The following is a 16,724-nucleotide window of genomic DNA, read 5'->3' on the forward strand; positions in this document are numbered from 1 at the left end:
GCGGAATTCCAACTGGCCTGACCGCTTGGTGGTCACAATTGTCAGTTGGCCCGCGAGCGGCTAACCCGGTGCCATGAACGAGCCCACCGCTTCTGAACCGCAGAGTTCCGCCAAGGTCATCGCCCTTGTCGATGATGACCGGAACATTCTGACAACGGTGTCAATCGCGCTACAGGCCGAGGGCTTTACCACGCGGCTTTACACCGACGGCGAAACCGCGCTGAAGGCCCTGCTCGAAAATCCGCCCGACCTGGCGATTTTCGACATCAAGATGCCGCGCATGGACGGGCTCGAACTGCTGCAACGCCTGCGCGATAGATCGGCGCTGCCGGTAATCTTCCTGACCAGCAAGGACGGTGAGCCGGATGAAGCGCTGGGCCTCGCACTTGGCGCGGACGATTACATCGCCAAACCTTTCAGTCAAAACCTGCTGACCGCCCGGATCAAGGCGATCCTGCGCCGAGCCGACCTGTCGCGCCCTGCCGGTGACGAGCCGAGTGACGAGAAACTGCCCGAACCCGTGCGGCGCGGACGACTGGAAATGGACCCGGCGCGCCACCGCGTGACCTGGGACGGAGAGGCGGTATCGCTGACCGTCACCGAATTCCTCATCCTTGAGGCGCTCGCCACCCGCCCCGGCGTGGTCAAGAGCCGCAACCAGCTGATGGACGCGGCCTACAGCGACGACATCTTTGTCGATGACCGCACGATCGACAGCCATATCAAGCGGCTGCGGCGCAAGTTCCGCGAAGTCGATTCGCAGTTCTCGGGCATCGAAACACTTTACGGCGCAGGCTACAGCTTTGGCGAAGGCTGACGTGACCGGCAAAAGCGCAGATGCGGCGGAACCGCAACCCGAACCCTTGTACTGGACGGCGCGGATGTCGCTGACCACACGCATTCTGGGGGTCAATGTCGTCGCGCTGACCCTGCTGGCAGGCAGCCTGTTTTATCTCGATTCCTATCGCAACCAGCTGCTGGGCGAACGCTCGAAGCTGGCGCGGTCCGAGGCGCTGATCATCGCCGATGCGCTGGCGGAAACGCCCCGCGCAGAGCGCCCTCCCCTGCTCTCGCGCATCGGCACAGAACAGCAACTGCGGCTGCGGCTTTATGATGCGCGCGGGCACCAGATCGTCGATTCCTTCCTGCTCGCCGATCCCAGCTTCGCTTTCGTCGACCCTACCAAGGACCCGTGGACCCAGCACGCGGCGCGGGCGATCGACCGCGGCATGGACTTTGTCGTCGGCGGGGCGACCGACGCGCCGCGCTATGTCGAAGCGGCAATCCCCACCGCCGATGCCTGGCCAGAAGTCTCCGAAGCGCAGAAGCTTGGCGAAGCTGTGGTGAAAACGCGCCGTGCGCCGGACGAAACCCCGGTGTTTACCGCCGCCGCCCCGGTTGGTGAGCGCGGCGAGACCCTGCTCACCACCCGCAATGCCACTGACATCACGCAAAAGGTGCGCGAGGCGCGGCAGACGCTGGCGATCATCATCGGTATCGCGCTGGCTTTCTCGATCCTGCTGTCGCTGTTCCTTGCCCGCACCATCGTTAAACCGCTCAAGTCGCTGGTGCGCGCCGCCGTGCGGGTGCGGCTGGGCCGTGACCGCGAGGTCGTGGTGCCCCGCCTGCCCGAGCGCGGTGACGAGATCGGGCTATTGGCGCGCGCCTTTTCCGACATGACCGCTGCTTTGCGCGAACGCATCGATGCGACCGAAAGCTTCGCCGCTGACGTCTCGCACGAGCTCAAGAACCCGCTCGCCTCGCTGCGCAGCGCCATCGAATCGCTGGGCAAGGTGGAGGACCCGGCATTGCGGAAACAGCTGACCGAAATCGCTGCGCATGACGTGCGCCGGATCGACCGGCTGGTCACCGAAATCTCCGACGCCAGCCGCATCGATGCCGAACTGTCGCGCACCGAATTCGAACCCGTCGACATGGCCGGACTGATCCGCGCCATTGCCGGCGAGCGGGCGGAGCGCGGGGCGGACGGCGGCTGCACGGTCGCCCTCAAACTTGGCAAGGGCCGCGCGCTGGTGACAGGCGATGCAGCACGGCTGGAACGGGTGCTGCTCAACCTGCTCGACAATGCGGTGTCGTTCTCGCCGCCCGGCAGCACAATCACCGTCCAATTGCACCGCTCCGAAGGCCGCGTAACCGTCGCCGTGATGGACGAAGGCCCCGGCATCCCGCCAGATGCGCGCGGCAAGGTGTTCGAGCGGTTCCATTCTGTCCGCCCCGACAGCGAGGATTTCGGCAGCCATTCCGGGCTCGGCCTCGCCATCGCACGCACCATCGCCCAGGCGCATGAAGGCAGTCTCGCCGCCATCGACCGGCCTGATGGCAAGCCCGGTGCCTGCCTGCTGCTCGACTTGCCCGAGGCAGCGAAGTGAGCGGCCTGCACCAGTTCACCGCCGTCAGCGTCAAGGGGCGCGGCCTGCTGATCGAGGGCGCGCCGGGATCGGGCAAGTCCAGCCTCGCGCTGGCGCTCATAGACCGCGGGGCCATGCTGGTCGGCGATGACGGCGTCGCGCTGGCTGTCATGAACGGGCGACTGCTCGCCGGCCCGGCCCCAGCGACTGCCGGGCTGCTCGAAGTCAGAAACGTCGGGCTGGTGCCCATGCCCCACGTCGACCGCGCGGCGATTGCGTTGTTGATCGCGCTCGATCCCGAGGCCCCGCGCTTCATCGAGGCGGCTGAGGAGCGCGAAGTGCTGGGCGTGCCCCTGCCCCTTGTTCACCTGTGGCCTGGCAGTCCGGTCCTCGCCCTGCGCGCCGAACTGGCGCTGGAGCGATACGGCCGGCACTGACGATTGTGCGCCAGATCCTTGTCCGACAGTGGACATTCCAGCGACAGCGGCGCAAAAGCAATTGCCGATGCCACCTCCCCAATCCGCCAGCGATTCCGCCGCCAAACGCCAGCGCGTCCTGCTCGTCACGGGACTACTTGGCGCGGGCAAGACGACAGCGCTGCGGGTGCTGGAAGACCTGGGGTGGGAAACCATCGACAATTTCCCGATCCGCATGCTCGGCCAGCTGATCGGCAAGCCGGGCGAAGTCACTGAAGGGCTGAAGCCGCCGCTCGCCATCGGTTTCGATTCGCGCACCCGCGGCTTCGATCCGCACGCCATCATTGAACGCGTGAAACGCCTCACCGAACGGCAGGACCTTGAGGTGACCACCCTGTTCCTCGACTGTTCGGGGCAGGAACTGGAGCGCCGCTACAACGAAACCCGGCGCCGCCACCCGCTCGCCGCCGATATGCCCGCCGCCAGCGGCATCGCTGCCGAGCGCGAGCTCATGGAGCCGCTACGGCGCTGGGCGGACATGGTCGTGGTCACCACCGACATGTCGGCGAACGACCTGCAGCAGCAAATCCGCGAACGCTTCGCGCCGCTGTCCGAACACGGCATCACCATCACCGTATCAAGCTTCGGCTTTTCGCGCGGAATGCCGCCGGTGGCCGACCTGGTGTTCGACATGCGCTTCCTCGACAATCCGCACTGGGTCGAGGAATTGCGGCCCCTCACGGGCAAGGACGCCCCTGTCGCCGAACACATCCGCCGTGACCCGGCTTTCGAGGTGGTTTTCGGCCAGATCCGTGACCTGCTGCTGACCCTGCTGCCTCGCTACGAAGCGCAGGGCAAGGCCTATGTCCACGTCGCCTTTGGCTGCACCGGCGGACGGCACCGTTCGGTATTCACGGCTGAACTGATGGCTGGAGCACTTCGGGAAGCGGGCTATTCGCCAACTGTCTTGCACCGCAACCTCGGTTCACGCGCTGCTGACTTGGTGGAAGGTATTGGGACGCGCACATGATCGCTCTTGATATTCCGTACCAACAAGCCCATTTGCGCCCGTCATTTCGGAGCAAGACCCAGCGATGATCGGTCTGATTCTGGTTACCCACGGCGCACTTGCGATCGAATTCGTCTATGCGATGGAACACGTTGTCGGCCGGCAGGATGCCGTGGCGACGATCTGTATCGCGCCCCATGACGACATGGAACGCCGCCGTAAGGACATTGCCGACGCCGTAAAAAAGGTCGATTCGGGCGGCGGGGTCATAATCCTCACCGACCTGTTCGGCGGCACCCCCTCCAACCTCGCGATCTCGCTGATGCGGGCGGGAGAGGTAGAGGTGATCGCCGGGATCAACCTGCCGATGCTGATCCGCCTGGCCGGCGCGCGCAAGACGATGGACGTCACCGGCGCCGTCGCCGCCGCTCGCGAGGCGGGACGCAATTACATCACCGTGGCTTCCGAATTTCTTGGTCAGGAGGCCTGATCGATGGCTGAACTTCGCGAAACCGTCGAAATCGTCAACCAGCGCGGGCTCCATGCTCGGGCGAGCGCCAAGTTCGTCAACTTCGTCGCCAAGCTGCCGGAAAGCATTTCGGTCGTTGTCCACAAGGACGGCAACGAAGCCAACGGAGGCTCGATCCTGGGCCTGATGATGCTTGGCGCGGCCAAGGGCGATACGATCGAGATCGTCGCCAGCGGTGACGGCGCGGAAACGGTCATGCCCAAGCTGGTCGGGCTGGTGCTGGACGGTTTCGGCGAGGACTGACGGGGTGCGCCGCCAGATTACTGGCTTTTCCAACCCGACGGTCAAGTTCCTGCGCAGCCTGCGTGAGAAAAAGCACCGCAAGGAAGCGGGCAAGTTCCTCGCCGAGGGCCTGCGCCTGCTGACCGATGCGCGCGAGAACGGGTTCATCCCCGAAGTTCTGGTCATGGCCGAAAACCGCGATCCGCATCCCCTGCTCGAGGCGCTGGAGCGTGATGTGATCGCCGGCGGCGGCGAAGTGATCGAGACCAGTGACGACATCCTCACCAAGATCACCGGCAAGGACAATCCGCAGGCCTTGGCCGGCATGTTCTCCGAATTCAACACGCGCCTGTCCACCATCGATCGGAGCGCCGCAAAAATCTGGCTGGTGGCGCAGGCGCTGCGCGATCCCGGCAATCTGGGCACCATGCTGCGGACCGGCGATGCCATCGGTGCCGGCGGGCTGATCCTGATCGATGACTGCGCCGATCCCTTTTCAGCCGAAGCGGTGCGCGCATCAATGGGTGCGGTGTTCACCCAGAAGGTGGCGCAGGCGAAATGGGACGAATTCCTGCCCTGGCTGCGTGCGGGAGAGGGACAGTTGGTCGCCGCGAGCCTGCGCGATGCCGTACCTTATCGCGGCGCGCCTTATGCAAGCCCGTGCTTCGTGTTGGTCGGCAACGAATCGCGCGGTCTGCCCGAGGACTACGAGGCGGCCTGTGACCTGCGCGTAACCATGCCGATGCGCGGGCGCGCAGACAGCCTGAACGCCGCCGTGGCGGCTGCCGTGCTCGGCTACGAAGTGCTCGCCGCGCTAGATTGACGGCCGTTCAGGCTGCAATCAGGCGGTCGGTGGCAGGCCGGGCTCATGAAGAACCTCGCCCTCCTCGCCGCCCTGCCCTTCGTCGTTGGCTGCGGCGCGCCGCCGCCGGTCTCGCTTGGCAAGCTGAGCGGCACGACCTGGCATTTCACCGCGATTGATGGGACCGCGCCGGTCGGCAAAGAAACCAGCCTGCGCTTTGACAAGGGGCGGATCGGCGCCAATGTCGGCTGCAATGGCATGGGCGCGGACATGAAGATCGTCGGCGGGCAGATCATCGCCGGGCCGGTCATAAGCACTCAGATGTTCTGCGAAGGCGTGATGGACCAGGAACGCGCAGTCGGCGCGCTCCTCGCGGCCAAGCCAAAGATCACCGTGCGCGGCACCATGATGACCCTGCGCGGCGGCGGCCACAGTGCGGAACTGCACCTGGAAGGTTAAGCCGCGTCCTCGTCATTCGCTGGATCGGCGGCTGGCAGCGCGACTGGCTCTTGCCCCTCGCCATAGCGCGGGAGGGCTTCGACAATCGAAATGTCCTCGATCTCGCGCTTGCCGATGGCAATGCCCTTGTCGCGCAGGCGGCGGCCTGAGGTCAGGACATTGCGTTCGAAGCTGCCGACGAAATCGTTGTACTTGCGCACCGCGCGCTCCAACCCCGCGCCGACACCCTTGAGGTGTTCGCCAGCCGTTGCCATGCGGTCATAGATTTCCGCGCCCAGCCGGCCGATTTCAGCCGCTTCGCGCGCCAGCTTGTCCTGCGTCCAGACCATCGCGACGGTGCGCGCAATCGCGACGAGGTTGGTCGGCGTCGCCAGCAGCACCTTGTTGTGAAAGGCGAAGTCCCACAGCTCGGGATCGTGTTCCAGCGCCGCTGAAACGAAATGCTCGCCCGGCACGAACATCACGACGTAGTCCGGCGCTTCCTCGAACTGGCTCTGATAGCCCTTGGCCCCCAGCGTCTGCACGTGGTTGCGCATGGATCGCGCGTGGAGATCCAGGTGGCGCTTGCGTTCGGCATCGTCGTTCGCCTCGAACGCCGCCTGATAGGCGTTGAGCGAGACCTTGGCGTCGATCACCAGCTTCTTCTGGCCCGGTACATGGACGATGGCATCGGGGCGCAACCGGCCTTCATCGGTGTCCATCGAGTGCTCAAGCGCGAAATCGGTGTGTTCGGACAAGCCGCACTGTTCGAGCACGTTCTGCAGCGCCCGCTCGCCCCAGCGCCCGCGCGCCTTGGGGGCATTGGTCAATGAATTGCCCAGCCGGGCCGCCTCGGCGCGAACGGCTTCCTGCCCGTCACGCATTGACTGGATCAGGCCAGTTAACTGGCCAAAGGCATCGACGCGCTGCTTTTCGAGCGTGCCGACCTGTTCCTCGTACGCTTTCAACCGCTGATCGACTGGCGCGAGCAGGGCTTTCAGCCGCTCGGCGCTCTGCTTCTCGCTCTCGGTAAAGCGCTGCTCGGCGCGTTCGATCAACTGTGCTTGAGCGGCGCCGAGAATCTTCGCGCCTGCCGCTTCAAATTCCTTCTTCAGGCTCTCTTGAGCCTCGATCAGCCCACGCTTCTGCTCGTCGAAATTCGCGGCATTGGCCTTCATCGTCGCAAGTTCAATCGAGGCATCGCCCAGATCCTTGATCGCGCGGCGGAATTCCTCATCGCGCGATTTCGCCTCGCCCTCAGCTTCGGCCAGCCGCGAACGCAGGTCTGCTGCCGGGCGGCCACCCACAAACCAGCCAATGGCGAGGCCGATGATCAACAGGACGAGAGGGATAAAAATCGATTCCATGCGCCAAGGCTACAAGGAACGGAGCAAGAACGCTAGGGGGTCTGACAATTTCCCCGCCCCTGCGCTAAAGCGTCATCCTGAACTCGTTTCAGGATCCATCACGCCGGGCGCGCAGGGCAGGCCCGAACAAGCGTAACGGTGAGGTTTCCGCCCTTTCGGATTGCTCCGAGAGTGGGGAGAAATGGTTCCTGAAACGAGTTCAGGATGACGGTGGATGGAGCTTAAAGTCCGCCCTCAAGCCATCTTGCGCAGCTTTTCCAGCTTCTTGATCGCCATCTGGCGCTTCAGGCGCGAGAGGTGGTCGATGAAGACCACGCCTTCGAGGTGGTCCATCTCGTGCTGCAGGCAGGTGGCGAGCAGGCCGTCGATCTCTTCCTCGTGAACCTTGCCGTCCATGTCCTGCCAGCGCACCTTGATGCGGCTGGGGCGTTCGACATCGGCATAGATTTCGGGAAGCGAGAGGCAACCTTCGGAATAGACGGTATGCTCTTCGGATTCTTCGATAATTTCAGGATTGATGAACACGCGCGGCTCTTTCAGCAGCGGCGTGTGCGTGTGGTGATGGCCACCGTGCGCGGTGCAGACCTCGGGTTCCGCATCCGGGTCTTCGGGCTGAAGATCGATCACCAGCAAGCGGATCGGCACGCCGACCTGGACGGCAGCCAGGCCGATGCCGGGTGCGTCGTACATCGTCTCGAACATGTCGGCGACGAGCACCTTGAGCTGGTCATCGAAGTTATCGACGGGGATCGAGACCTGCTTGAGGATCGGATCGGGGATTTCGCGGATCGGGAGAATAGCCATGGGGGGCCAGATAGGGGCGGCAAAGCAATTTCGCAAGCCGTCGTCCCGGGTCAAGCCCGGGACGACGTCACCCCACCGGCCGCCTCGCCCGCAGCGCCTGCGCCAGCGTGCCTTCGTCGAGGTAATCGAGCTCACCGCCCACCGGCAGGCCGTGCGCCAGCTGGGTGATGCGGACGGGCAAGCCCTCCAGCCGCTCCGCGATATAGTGCGCAGTGGTCTGGCCTTCGAGGGTGGCGTTCATCGCCAGCACCACTTCATCGATGCCGCCCGCCTCGACCCGTTCGAGGAGCTTGCCGATCGACAGGTCCTCGGGCCGTATGCCTTCAAGCGCCGAGAGCCGCCCGCCCAGCACGTGATAGCGCCCGGTGAACAGATTCGACCGGTCGAGCGCCCAGAGGTCTGCCACGTCTTCCACCACGCAGAGCGAACGCGCGTCGCGGCGCGGGTCGCTGCATACGCCGCAGGGGTTGGTGGTATCGACATTGCCGCAGACGTCGCATTCGATGAGGCGCGCCTGCACCTCTTCCAGCGTCTTGAGCAATTGCACCAGCGCGGTTTCGCGGCGCTTGACCAGCCACAGCACGGCACGCCGCGCGGAACGTGGGCCCAGCCCCGGAAGGCGGGCCAATGCCGCGCTTAATGCCTCGATCTCTTGCGATGCCATGCTGCGCCCTATATCCGCTCAGGCTGAGCTTGTCGAAGCCCCCTTCGACAGGCTCAGGATGAGCGGAGTTTTGCTGTTTTGCGCATAGTTTTCATGGGAACCCCGCAATTCGCCGTGCCGGTGCTCCGCGCGCTGGTGACGGCGAAGCACGAGGTCGTCGCAGCCTATAGCCAGCCGCCGCGCGCGGGTGGCCGGCGGGGCAAGGAACTGACCCCCTCGCCCGTACAGATGGCCGCGCAGAATCTGGGGATCGAAGTCCGCACGCCGGTGACGCTCCGCGATCTTGAGGCGCAGGCTGATTTCGCCGCGCTCGACGCCGACGTGGCGGTGGTCGCCGCCTATGGCCTGATCCTGCCGCAGCCGATCCTCGATGCGCCCAAGCACGGCTGCCTCAATGTCCATGGCTCGATCCTGCCGCGCTGGCGCGGGGCGGCGCCGGTGCAGCGCGCAATTCTGGCGGGGGACGTGATTACCGGCGTGGGCATTATGCAGATGGAAGCGGGCCTCGATACCGGGCCGGTGCGGCTCGAAGCCAAGACCGACGTTGACAGCAAGACCGGGCCGCAGCTTACCGCCGAACTAGCCGAACTGGGGGCCGAGGCGATGGTGCAAGTACTCGCCGATCTTGCCGGGCACCCGCCCCGCCCGCAGCCCAGCGAGAGCGTGACCTATGCCAAGAAGATCGACAAGGCGGAAACGCGGCTGAACTTCAGCCACGATGCCGAACTGGCCCAGCGACAGGTGCGCGCTTTCCATCCGATCGCCTGGTTTGAACTGGATGGCGAACGGTACCGCGTGCTTGAGGCCGAGGTTGTCGCGCGCGCCGGGGCACCGGGGACGACGATTGACGACGAGCTGACCATCGCCTGCAATTTCGGCGCACTGCGCCCGACGGTGGTCCAGCGCGCCGGGCGGCCTGCGATGCCGACGGCTGACCTGCTGCGCGGGCGACCTATTCCGGCGGGGACGCGGATCGGGTGACCCGCTTCGCGCTCACTCTTGAATTCGATGGCACCGGGTTCATGGGCCTGCAACGGCAGGCGCATGGGCCTTCGGTGCAGCAGTGCGTGGAGGAGGCGGTGCAATCTGTCACCGGCGAGCCCGCCATCATGCACGCCGCCGGGCGCACCGATGCCGGGGTTCATGCCATCGGGATGCGTGCGCATGTCGATATAGCCAAGGAATTCGCCCCCTTCCGCCTGATGGAAGCCGTCAACGCTCGCCTGCGCCCCGCGCGGATTGCGGTGATCGCTTGCGAAGTGGTGCCCGATGACTGGCACGCGCGGTTTTCCTGCATTGGCCGCTCCTACATCTACCGCATTGCCAACCGCCGCGCGCCATTGACGCTGGAGCGCGGGCACGCCTGGCACGTGCACCAGCCGCTTGATGCCGAGGCCATGCACCGCGCCGCGCAGGCCTTGGTGGGCTTGCACGATTTCACCACGTTCCGCTCGGCGCATTGCCAGTCAGCCTCACCGCTCAAGACGCTCGACCGGCTCGATGTCTCGCGGACCGGCGATCATGTGCAGATCGAGGCGGAGGCGCGATCATTCCTGCACCATCAGGTCCGCTCGATGGTTGGCTGCCTCGCGCTGGTCGGCATGGGGCGCTGGCGGGAACAACAATTGGCCGAGGCGCTTGAAGCAAAAGACCGCGGCGCGCTGGGGCTTAACGCACCGCCCGAAGGGCTCTATTTCGTAAAAGCAACATATCCGGGAGAAGCAGCATGACCACGACAGGCCAGCAGATCACCACAACCCTGCGCGAGGACGGCAAGCTGGCCGTTGCGGTGGGAACGCGCGAATTCGCAGACCCGACCGGCACCGAAGTGCTGGTCAAGATCGAGGCGGCGCCGATCAACCCGTCCGACCTCGCCCTGCTGCTGGGCATGGCCGACCTTGCCAGCGCGGAATTTTCCCCCGGCAAACTGGTGGCCGACATGCCTGCCCCCGCTGTCAAGGCGATGGCCGGGCGCATGGGCCAGACGCTCAACGTCGGTTCGGAAGGCGCCGGCACGGTCATCGCGGCGGGTGATGATCCCTATGCACAAAGCCTGATCGGCAAGCGCGTCGCCTGCCGCAGCGGCGCAATGTACGCCACGCACACCCTCACCGATTCGCGCGCCTGCATTCCCCTGCCCGAGCACATCACCGCCGAGCAGGGCGCCGGCGCCTTCGTCAATCCGCTGACCGCGCTCGGCTTTGTCGAGACGATGCGCGCAGAGGGTTACACGGGCATCGTCCATACAGCTGCCGCATCGAACCTTGGCCAGATGCTGGTCAAGCTGTGCAAGGCCGAGGGCATTCCGCTAGTCAACATCGTGCGTTCCGATGCGCAGGCAGCGATCCTGAAGGATATCGGCGCGGAATGGGTGATCGACAGCACGAAGGAAGACTTCGTTCCCCGCCTCGTCGAAGCGATCGAGGCCACCGGCGCGATGCTCGGCTTCGATGCCATCGGTGGCGGCACCATGGCGAGCACGATCATGGGCGCCATGGAGCAGGTCGGATCGAAGGGCGCGGAATACAGCCGCTATGGCTCAAACGTGCAGAAGAAGGTCTACATCTACGGCGCGCTGGATCTTGGCCCGATCATCCTGAACCGCGGCGCGCTGGGCTTTGCCTGGGACGTGTCGGGCTGGCTGCTGATCCCGTTCCTCGCCAAGCAAGGCGTCGAGGGCCAGATGCGGCTGGCGGGCAAGGTAATCCAGGGCCTGACGACCACCTTCGCCAGCCACTACAAGGCGAAGATCGGGCTGGAGGAAATGCTGACGAACGACGTGGCCATGGCCTACAACGCCAAGGCGACGGGCGAGAAGTATCTGGTGATGCCGTGAGGCAGCAAATCCTCTCCATTTTGCAAAGCCAAATGGGGAGGTGGCAGGCGCGCAGCGACTGACGGAGGGGCAAGGCGGCAGGACAGAAACCCCTCCGTCACGCCCTTCGGGCGCGCCACCTCCCCATTTGCACTTCGTGAAAATGGAGAGGATTTAGAGCTTTTGCCCCGCCAGAAACGTATCGAACCACGCCATGATCACCGCCTTGCCGCGCGAATCCGCATTGCGCCATGAGCGGGCGTCTTTGGCCGTGTTGAGCCGCTGGCCCTTGCCGGACAGCGCGAACAGCGCCGGGGTTGATCGCAAATTCCTGAGGCCCAACCCTTCGACGATCGCGAGATTGCGGCCCTTGCCGATCTTGGGTTCGCCGACATCGATGAAGGTCACGACGAACCGCTTGCCGAACCGCGCGGTGAACTCATCAGATTTGAGAACTTCGGCCAGCGTTCGGCTGTCGTGGCACCAGTCGGCGCCGAAGACGATCACCGCATAGCGCCCGCTGACGCGCGCTTCGGCTATCGCGCTTTCGAGCGCGAAGTCGGCATCCTCGGATGCCGGGTAGTAATTGGTTGTCGCGGCCGCCGGCGTTTCCACCGGAAAGGCATCCGTCGACTGCCCCGGCCCCAGCGGCGCGAGGGCCGCCAGCGCCAGTAGGAATGCCGGCAGGTTCACCCCTTGCCGACCACGCTTTCAGGCAAATCTGTGCCAAACACGCGCTGGTAGTATTCGGCCACCAGCATCCGCTCGGTCTCGTCGCACTTGTTGAGGAACGAGAGGCGGAAAGCGAAGCCGGGGTCCTTGAAGATCGCGGTGTTCTGCGCCCAGGTGATGACCGTGCGCGGGCTCATCACGGTGGAGATATCACCGTTCATGAAGCCGGCCCGCGTCAGATCGGCCACCTTGACCATGTTCGCCACAACCTGCGGCGCGGCGTCGGTGACCTTCTTGAGCACGATCTCGCTCTCCACCTGCGCCGGCAGGTAGTTGAGCGCAACGACGATGTTCCAGCGGTCCATCTGCGCCTGGTTGATCGCCTGGGTGCCGTGATACAGCCCGCTGGTATCGCCTAGGCCGACCGTATTGGCCGTGGCGAACAGGCGGAAGAACGGGTTCGGGCGGATCACGCGGTTCTGGTCAAGCAGGGTCAGCTTGCCTTCGGTTTCCAGCACGCGCTGGATCACGAACATCACGTCCGGGCGGCCGGCGTCATATTCGTCGAACACCAGAGCGACCGGGTGCTGGAGCGCCCATGGCAGCAGGCCTTCGCGAAATTCGGTGACCTGCAGGCCGTCACGCAGCACGATGGCGTCGCGGCCGATCAGGTCGATGCGGCTGATGTGGGCATCGAGGTTGATGCGCACGCAGGGCCAGTTGAGCCGCGCGGCGACCTGTTCGATGTGAGTCGACTTGCCGGTGCCGTGATAGCCCTGGACGATGACGCGGCGGTTGAAGGCAAAGCCCGCAAGGATCGCCAGCGTGGTGTCCGGATCGAAGACATAGGCATCGTCGGTATCGGGCGTGCGTTCGTCCGCCTGGCTGAAGGCGGGCACCTGCATATCGATATCGATGCCGAAGACCTCGCGCACGTCGATCATGCGATCGGGGGCTTCGAGGACGGTGGTGCCGGCAGTTCCGGCGGTGATGTTTGGCAAGTCGCTCATGACAAGGCAGCGCCTATAGACACATGCGCTGCGCCGCAATACGCTTTGCATTGCAGTCGGCAACGGACAGGCCAGTCTGCAAAGAACTGGGCCTCAAGGATTGGTAACGCCATGAAGATCTACGGCGCGCTGCTTTCGCCTTTTGTCCGCAAAGTCGTTGTGGCCTTGCTGGAAAAGGGTGTGGCCCATGAACTGGTCGCCGTATCGCCCGGAAGCAGCCGTCCCGAATTCGTCGAAGCGAGCCCGTTCGGCAAGATACCGGCCCTGCGCGACGGTGATTTCACCCTCGCCGATTCGTCCGCGATCCTGCACTATATCGAGGCGAAGCACCCTGCCCCGGCGCTGATCCCCGCCGATCCGCAGGCGCGCGGCAAGGCGATCTGGTGGGAGGAATTCGGCGATACCGTGCTGGGGGCGACCGCGCTAAAGATCCTGTTCAACCGGCTGGTCGGCCCAAAGATCCGCAAGTTGCCGTTCGACGAGAACGTGGCGCTGCAAGGCGAAGCGGAACTGCCGTCGATCCTCACCCACCTGGAAGCTTCGGTTCCCGATGATGGCTGGTTGGCCGCCGATTTCTCCATCGGTGATATCGCGGTGGCTTCGGCGCTGCGCTCGCTCACCTATGTCGGACACGGCCCCGATGCTGCTGCCCGGCCGCGAACGGCGGCATGGTACGCCCGCATCACCTCGCGCGCCGCATGGCAGGCGATGGAAGTTGACGAGGCGGTGATGGCCGAGCGTCTCGGTATCGCGTGATCTTTAACGGCTGAAGTTCAGGCGGCGTCGCGGAAGTCGGTGGCGCGGCAGGCACGGTCGCGGCCGTCGGCCTTGGCGCGGTACAGCGCGGCATCGGCCAGCCTGTAAAGCCGCTTCCAGTCCTCTTCCGAGCCGATCATGCCTTCGGAAAAACCGATCGACACGGTCACGCGGATGCCCTGCGGCATGGCGGCGGAGCGCACGGCATCAAGGATGGCATCGGGCATGCACTTGTCCGCCTGCGCCCGCGGCAGAAGCACGGCGAACTCTTCCCCGCCCAGCCGCACGGCAAGGCTGCGCGCCGGGCGGACCCTATCGATGGCGCTGGCAATCGTGGCGAGCACGCTGTCGCCTTGCTGGTGGCCCAGACGGTCGTTGACCGATTTGAAATGGTCAATGTCGATCAGCAGCAGGCGCTGCTGGACGCGGCGTCCGATCGCCTGATCCAAGAAGGCGCGGCGGTTAAGCAGGCCGGTCAACGAGTCAGTCGCCGCCAGCATTCGCGCGGCCTGCTCGCCCAGCAAGGCAACGTCGCGTTCGCTGGTGATCTGGCGCAGGCGCGAGGTAACGATGATCGAACTGAGCAGCGCCTCGATCGACAAGGCGATCAGGCTGCTGTTGTCGAGCAGGATCGAATAGCGGACCAGCCCAAAGCCATAGGCCGCGCGCAGCGATGAAATGATCATCGGTGCCGCCCATGCCAGCACGAACAGCTTGGCATAGGGCGCCTTGCGGACCACCGCGAGCACGATCAGCGGCACGCCCGATACCAGCATCAGCGACATCATCACGAAATAGGCCTTGTCGAGCAGACGCATTTCCCACGGCGACAGCATCGCGATGGCAATGGCCGTGAGGAACGTGGTCCAGCCGACCGCCTTCGTCGCCAGGATCAGGCGCTGCGAATAGATTTCGCGGCCGAAGAAGTTGCGGATGAAGCGCACCGCCGTGATGCCGGTCAACGCCAGCATGACATAATTTACGCGGAGCCGGTCGTTATTCTCCAGCCCGATGTCGAGGATCGTCAACATTCCCGACGACGACACGGTGTAGAGCGCCAAAGCGATCACCATCAGGCAATAGTCGAGCAGGAACCGGCTGCGCAGCGCGACCCACAGCGACAGGTTGTACGCCAGTAGCGCCAGCGCCAGCCCGGCGAACCCGGCGTAGATCGTCACCAGCAGCAGCTTGTTGAAATAGGACTGATGCATATCGACCAGCCGCGGCCCCAGCACGACGCCGCGCAGGTTGGTGGCGCCGCGAATTTCCAGCAGCACCGAAGTCAGCGCCGCACCGCGACTTGGCACCGGCACCTCGAAAACCGCGCCGATCGTTAGATGGTGGGCGGCGTCCTTTGAGGAAAAGCTGCCGATCGCCTCGCTGCCGTCAGCGTAAAGGAAATGGACCCGGACCTCGTCCTGCCACAGCGAGGGCAGGCGCAGCACCATCGGCGCATCGGCGGTCGGCTGGACGGCAGGGAAATCGAGCCGGGCAACGAAGTCACCGGAGCCCTGAGCCTTCTGATCGCGGCCACAGTCCATCCGCGAAGGCTGGGCGACGATCGCTTCGGCGGTCTGGCCGGCAGGGATCTTGGCAAGGCAAACGCTGGGCTCGATCGTGTGGGCAAGTGCCGGCACGCTACCAACCAGCAATCCGGCGAGCAGCAGAAGCGCAGAAACGAGCCTCCTCACGGTCATATGTACATTTGTAGGCAAAGACTCCCAACAAGTGCTTAATTGCCGTATGTTGACGGACATACCAACCGGTTGGTATGTCAACGTCGATGATCCCGAATCGCCCCTTCCGTCCCACCCCCGTCACGGCGCGCGACAAGCTGCTGGAAGCGGCGGTGAAGCTGGTGCGGACGAATGGCTATGCGGCGACCAGCGTCGATGAGCTATGCCGAGAGGCCGGGGTGACCAAGGGTGCCTTCTTCCACCATTTCCCGACCAAGGAAGCGCTGGGCGTTGCCTCGGCGGAATACTGGTCAGCCAGCACCTCGGGCTTTTTCGCTGCAGCGCCCTATCATCACCACGCCGACCCGGTGGACCGGGTGCTTGGCTACATCGATTTCCGCGTGGCGCTGATCGGCGGGCCGGTAGAGGGATTCTCCTGTGTGGCCGGCACCATGGTGCAGGAAGCCTTCCGCTCCTCCGCCGCGATCCGCGTGGCCTGCGAGGCGAGCATCATGGGCAATTGCGCCGCGCTTGAGGACGACATTGCCCTCGCCATGGCTCAGCGCGGCGTCACCGGGACCAGCGCCGCCAGTCTCGCGCGCCACGTGCAGGCAGTGATTCAGGGCAGCTTTGTGCTCGCCAAGACCCAGGAACCGGCAGAGGCCGCAGAGCTTGCCCGCGAACAACTGGGCCATCTGCGGCGTTACTTCGCCATGTTGTTCAAGGAAGATACGAAGGAGACGATCCAATGACGCAGATGATTTTCATCAACCTGCCGGTGACTGACCTGAAACGATCGATGGAATTCTACACCGCCATCGGGTTCCGCAATGAACCGCATTTCACTGATGAAACAGCGGCGGCGATGCAGCTGAGCGAGGCCATTGTCGTCATGCTCGTCACCCTGCCGCGCTGGGCAACTTTCACCGACCGCCCGCTGCCGCCCGCCGGTTCGTCCGAAGTGATGAACTGCCTGTCCTGCGACAGCCGCGAAGGTGTGGACCGCCTGACCGAAACGGCGAAGACTGCCGGCGGCGCGGCTGACGTCAATCCGTCACAGGATCATGGCTTCATGTACGGCCGCAGCTTCACCGATCCCGACGATCATGTCTGGGAAGTGGTGTGGATGGACCCGGCCGCCGTGCCGCATCCGGAACAGGACTGACAATAGAAAC

At 64.6% G+C, this 16,724-nt stretch carries 20 protein-coding genes; 14 read left to right on the forward strand and 6 right to left on the reverse strand.

Annotation, left to right across the window (positions count from 1 at the left end):
- The first annotated feature begins 73 nt into the window (after nt 1-73).
- The 8 genes from RMO89_RS19990 to RMO89_RS20025 all read left to right on the forward strand — a co-directional run bounded on the left by RMO89_RS19990 (nt 74) and on the right by RMO89_RS20025 (nt 5,806).
- Nucleotides 74-817, forward strand: a complete 744-nt coding sequence (locus RMO89_RS19990) for a response regulator transcription factor (protein WP_310535384.1) — start codon at nt 74-76, stop codon at nt 815-817.
- Between the two features lie 64 nt (nt 818-881).
- Nucleotides 882-2,390 (forward strand): ATP-binding protein, encoded by a 1,509-nt coding sequence (locus RMO89_RS19995; protein WP_310535437.1) that lies wholly within the window; start codon nt 882-884, stop codon nt 2,388-2,390.
- Nucleotides 2,387-2,806 (forward strand): HPr kinase/phosphatase C-terminal domain-containing protein, encoded by a 420-nt coding sequence (locus RMO89_RS20000; RefSeq protein WP_310535385.1) that lies wholly within the window; start codon nt 2,387-2,389, stop codon nt 2,804-2,806. The genes RMO89_RS19995 and RMO89_RS20000 overlap by 4 nt, the downstream gene beginning before the upstream one ends.
- Nucleotides 2,807-2,873: 67 nt before the next feature.
- A complete protein-coding gene (rapZ, locus tag RMO89_RS20005; protein WP_310535386.1) occupies nt 2,874-3,815 on the forward strand; it encodes an RNase adapter RapZ in 942 nt (313 codons plus the stop codon).
- A 64-nt stretch (nt 3,816-3,879) separates the two neighbouring features.
- Nucleotides 3,880-4,284, forward strand: coding sequence for a PTS sugar transporter subunit IIA (locus RMO89_RS20010; protein ID WP_310535387.1), 405 nt, complete (start codon nt 3,880-3,882; stop codon nt 4,282-4,284).
- A gap of 3 nt (nt 4,285-4,287) precedes the next feature.
- Entirely contained in the window at nt 4,288-4,566 is a 279-nt protein-coding gene (locus tag RMO89_RS20015) for an HPr family phosphocarrier protein (protein ID WP_310535388.1), read from the forward strand.
- A 4-nt stretch (nt 4,567-4,570) separates the two neighbouring features.
- Nucleotides 4,571-5,368, forward strand: a complete 798-nt coding sequence (locus tag RMO89_RS20020; protein WP_310535389.1) for an RNA methyltransferase — start codon at nt 4,571-4,573, stop codon at nt 5,366-5,368.
- Nucleotides 5,369-5,413: 45 nt separating this feature from the next.
- Nucleotides 5,414-5,806: an META domain-containing protein gene (locus RMO89_RS20025; protein WP_310535390.1), complete on the forward strand. Its 393-nt coding sequence runs from the start codon at nt 5,414-5,416 to the stop codon at nt 5,804-5,806.
- On the opposite strand, the gene RMO89_RS20030 is transcribed toward RMO89_RS20025, so the two are convergent.
- The 3 genes from RMO89_RS20030 to recR all read right to left on the reverse strand — a co-directional run bounded on the left by RMO89_RS20030 (nt 5,803) and on the right by recR (nt 8,620).
- Nucleotides 5,803-7,152 carry a DNA recombination protein RmuC gene (locus tag RMO89_RS20030; protein WP_310535391.1) on the reverse strand — a complete coding sequence of 450 codons (1,350 nt, stop codon included), beginning with the start codon at nt 7,150-7,152 and terminating at the stop codon, nt 5,803-5,805. The genes RMO89_RS20025 and RMO89_RS20030 overlap by 4 nt on opposite strands.
- 234 nt (nt 7,153-7,386) lie before the next feature.
- Complete coding sequence (gene def / locus RMO89_RS20035; RefSeq protein WP_310535393.1) at nt 7,387-7,956, reverse strand: peptide deformylase; 570 nt, start codon at nt 7,954-7,956, stop codon at nt 7,387-7,389.
- A gap of 67 nt (nt 7,957-8,023) precedes the next feature.
- A complete protein-coding gene (recR, locus tag RMO89_RS20040; RefSeq protein ID WP_310535394.1) occupies nt 8,024-8,620 on the reverse strand; it encodes a recombination mediator RecR in 597 nt (198 codons plus the stop codon).
- 78 nt (nt 8,621-8,698) lie between these two features.
- Here recR and fmt point away from each other — a divergent pair, with 78 nt between their 5' ends.
- From fmt to RMO89_RS20055, 3 genes are read left to right on the forward strand one after another with little or no spacing between them, the layout of a single operon-like run.
- Entirely contained in the window at nt 8,699-9,601 is a 903-nt protein-coding gene (gene fmt / locus RMO89_RS20045; protein WP_310535395.1) for a methionyl-tRNA formyltransferase, read from the forward strand.
- Nucleotides 9,598-10,350 carry a tRNA pseudouridine(38-40) synthase TruA gene (gene truA / locus RMO89_RS20050; RefSeq protein ID WP_310535396.1) on the forward strand — a complete coding sequence of 251 codons (753 nt, stop codon included), beginning with the start codon at nt 9,598-9,600 and terminating at the stop codon, nt 10,348-10,350. The genes fmt and truA overlap by 4 nt, the downstream gene beginning before the upstream one ends.
- Nucleotides 10,347-11,456, forward strand: coding sequence for a zinc-binding dehydrogenase (locus RMO89_RS20055; RefSeq protein ID WP_310535397.1), 1,110 nt, complete (start codon nt 10,347-10,349; stop codon nt 11,454-11,456). Before truA ends, RMO89_RS20055 begins: the two co-directional genes overlap by 4 nt.
- A gap of 153 nt (nt 11,457-11,609) precedes the next feature.
- On the opposite strand, the gene RMO89_RS20060 is transcribed toward RMO89_RS20055, so the two are convergent.
- Together RMO89_RS20060 and cobS are read right to left on the reverse strand one after the other, a co-directional pair.
- A complete protein-coding gene (locus tag RMO89_RS20060; RefSeq protein ID WP_310535398.1) occupies nt 11,610-12,128 on the reverse strand; it encodes a thioredoxin family protein in 519 nt (172 codons plus the stop codon).
- On the reverse strand, nt 12,125-13,117 hold the full coding sequence (gene cobS, locus RMO89_RS20065) for a cobaltochelatase subunit CobS (protein WP_310535399.1): 993 nt from the start codon (nt 13,115-13,117) through the stop codon (nt 12,125-12,127). The genes RMO89_RS20060 and cobS overlap by 4 nt, the downstream gene beginning before the upstream one ends.
- 111 nt (nt 13,118-13,228) lie before the next feature.
- Here cobS and RMO89_RS20070 point away from each other — a divergent pair, with 111 nt between their 5' ends.
- Entirely contained in the window at nt 13,229-13,873 is a 645-nt protein-coding gene (locus RMO89_RS20070; protein ID WP_310535400.1) for a glutathione S-transferase family protein, read from the forward strand.
- A gap of 17 nt (nt 13,874-13,890) precedes the next feature.
- Here the strand turns inward: RMO89_RS20070 and RMO89_RS20075 are convergent, their stop codons facing one another.
- On the reverse strand, nt 13,891-15,564 hold the full coding sequence (locus RMO89_RS20075) for a diguanylate cyclase (protein ID WP_310535401.1): 1,674 nt from the start codon (nt 15,562-15,564) through the stop codon (nt 13,891-13,893).
- A gap of 80 nt (nt 15,565-15,644) precedes the next feature.
- Between RMO89_RS20075 and RMO89_RS20080 the strand changes: the two genes are divergently transcribed.
- Together RMO89_RS20080 and RMO89_RS20085 are read left to right on the forward strand one after the other, a co-directional pair.
- A complete protein-coding gene (locus tag RMO89_RS20080) occupies nt 15,645-16,301 on the forward strand; it encodes a TetR/AcrR family transcriptional regulator (RefSeq protein WP_310535402.1) in 657 nt (218 codons plus the stop codon).
- Nucleotides 16,298-16,714, forward strand: coding sequence for a VOC family protein (locus tag RMO89_RS20085; RefSeq protein ID WP_310535403.1), 417 nt, complete (start codon nt 16,298-16,300; stop codon nt 16,712-16,714). Before RMO89_RS20080 ends, RMO89_RS20085 begins: the two co-directional genes overlap by 4 nt.
- Nucleotides 16,715-16,724: the final 10 nt, after the last annotated feature.

Origin of the sequence: Novosphingobium sp., assembly GCF_031424035.1 — a bacterium.
Lineage (GTDB): Bacteria > Pseudomonadota > Alphaproteobacteria > Sphingomonadales > Sphingomonadaceae > Novosphingobium.

Coding starts and splice junctions, on each gene's coding strand:
- RMO89_RS19990 (WP_310535384.1), top strand. CDS start 74: ATGAACGAGCCCACCGCTTCTGAACCGCAGAGTTCCGCCAAGGTCATC.
- RMO89_RS19995 (WP_310535437.1), top strand. CDS start 882: ATGTCGCTGACCACACGCATTCTGGGGGTCAATGTCGTCGCGCTGACC.
- rapZ (WP_310535386.1), top strand. CDS start 2,874: ATGCCACCTCCCCAATCCGCCAGCGATTCCGCCGCCAAACGCCAGCGC.
- RMO89_RS20010 (WP_310535387.1), top strand. CDS start 3,880: ATGATCGGTCTGATTCTGGTTACCCACGGCGCACTTGCGATCGAATTC.
- RMO89_RS20015 (WP_310535388.1), top strand. CDS start 4,288: ATGGCTGAACTTCGCGAAACCGTCGAAATCGTCAACCAGCGCGGGCTC.
- RMO89_RS20025 (WP_310535390.1), top strand. CDS start 5,414: ATGAAGAACCTCGCCCTCCTCGCCGCCCTGCCCTTCGTCGTTGGCTGC.
- RMO89_RS20030 (WP_310535391.1), bottom strand. CDS start 7,152: ATGGAATCGATTTTTATCCCTCTCGTCCTGTTGATCATCGGCCTCGCC.
- def (WP_310535393.1), bottom strand. CDS start 7,956: ATGGCTATTCTCCCGATCCGCGAAATCCCCGATCCGATCCTCAAGCAG.
- recR (WP_310535394.1), bottom strand. CDS start 8,620: ATGGCATCGCAAGAGATCGAGGCATTAAGCGCGGCATTGGCCCGCCTT.
- RMO89_RS20055 (WP_310535397.1), top strand. CDS start 10,347: ATGACCACGACAGGCCAGCAGATCACCACAACCCTGCGCGAGGACGGC.
- cobS (WP_310535399.1), bottom strand. CDS start 13,117: ATGAGCGACTTGCCAAACATCACCGCCGGAACTGCCGGCACCACCGTC.
- RMO89_RS20070 (WP_310535400.1), top strand. CDS start 13,229: ATGAAGATCTACGGCGCGCTGCTTTCGCCTTTTGTCCGCAAAGTCGTT.
- RMO89_RS20080 (WP_310535402.1), top strand. CDS start 15,645: ATGTCAACGTCGATGATCCCGAATCGCCCCTTCCGTCCCACCCCCGTC.
- RMO89_RS20085 (WP_310535403.1), top strand. CDS start 16,298: ATGACGCAGATGATTTTCATCAACCTGCCGGTGACTGACCTGAAACGA.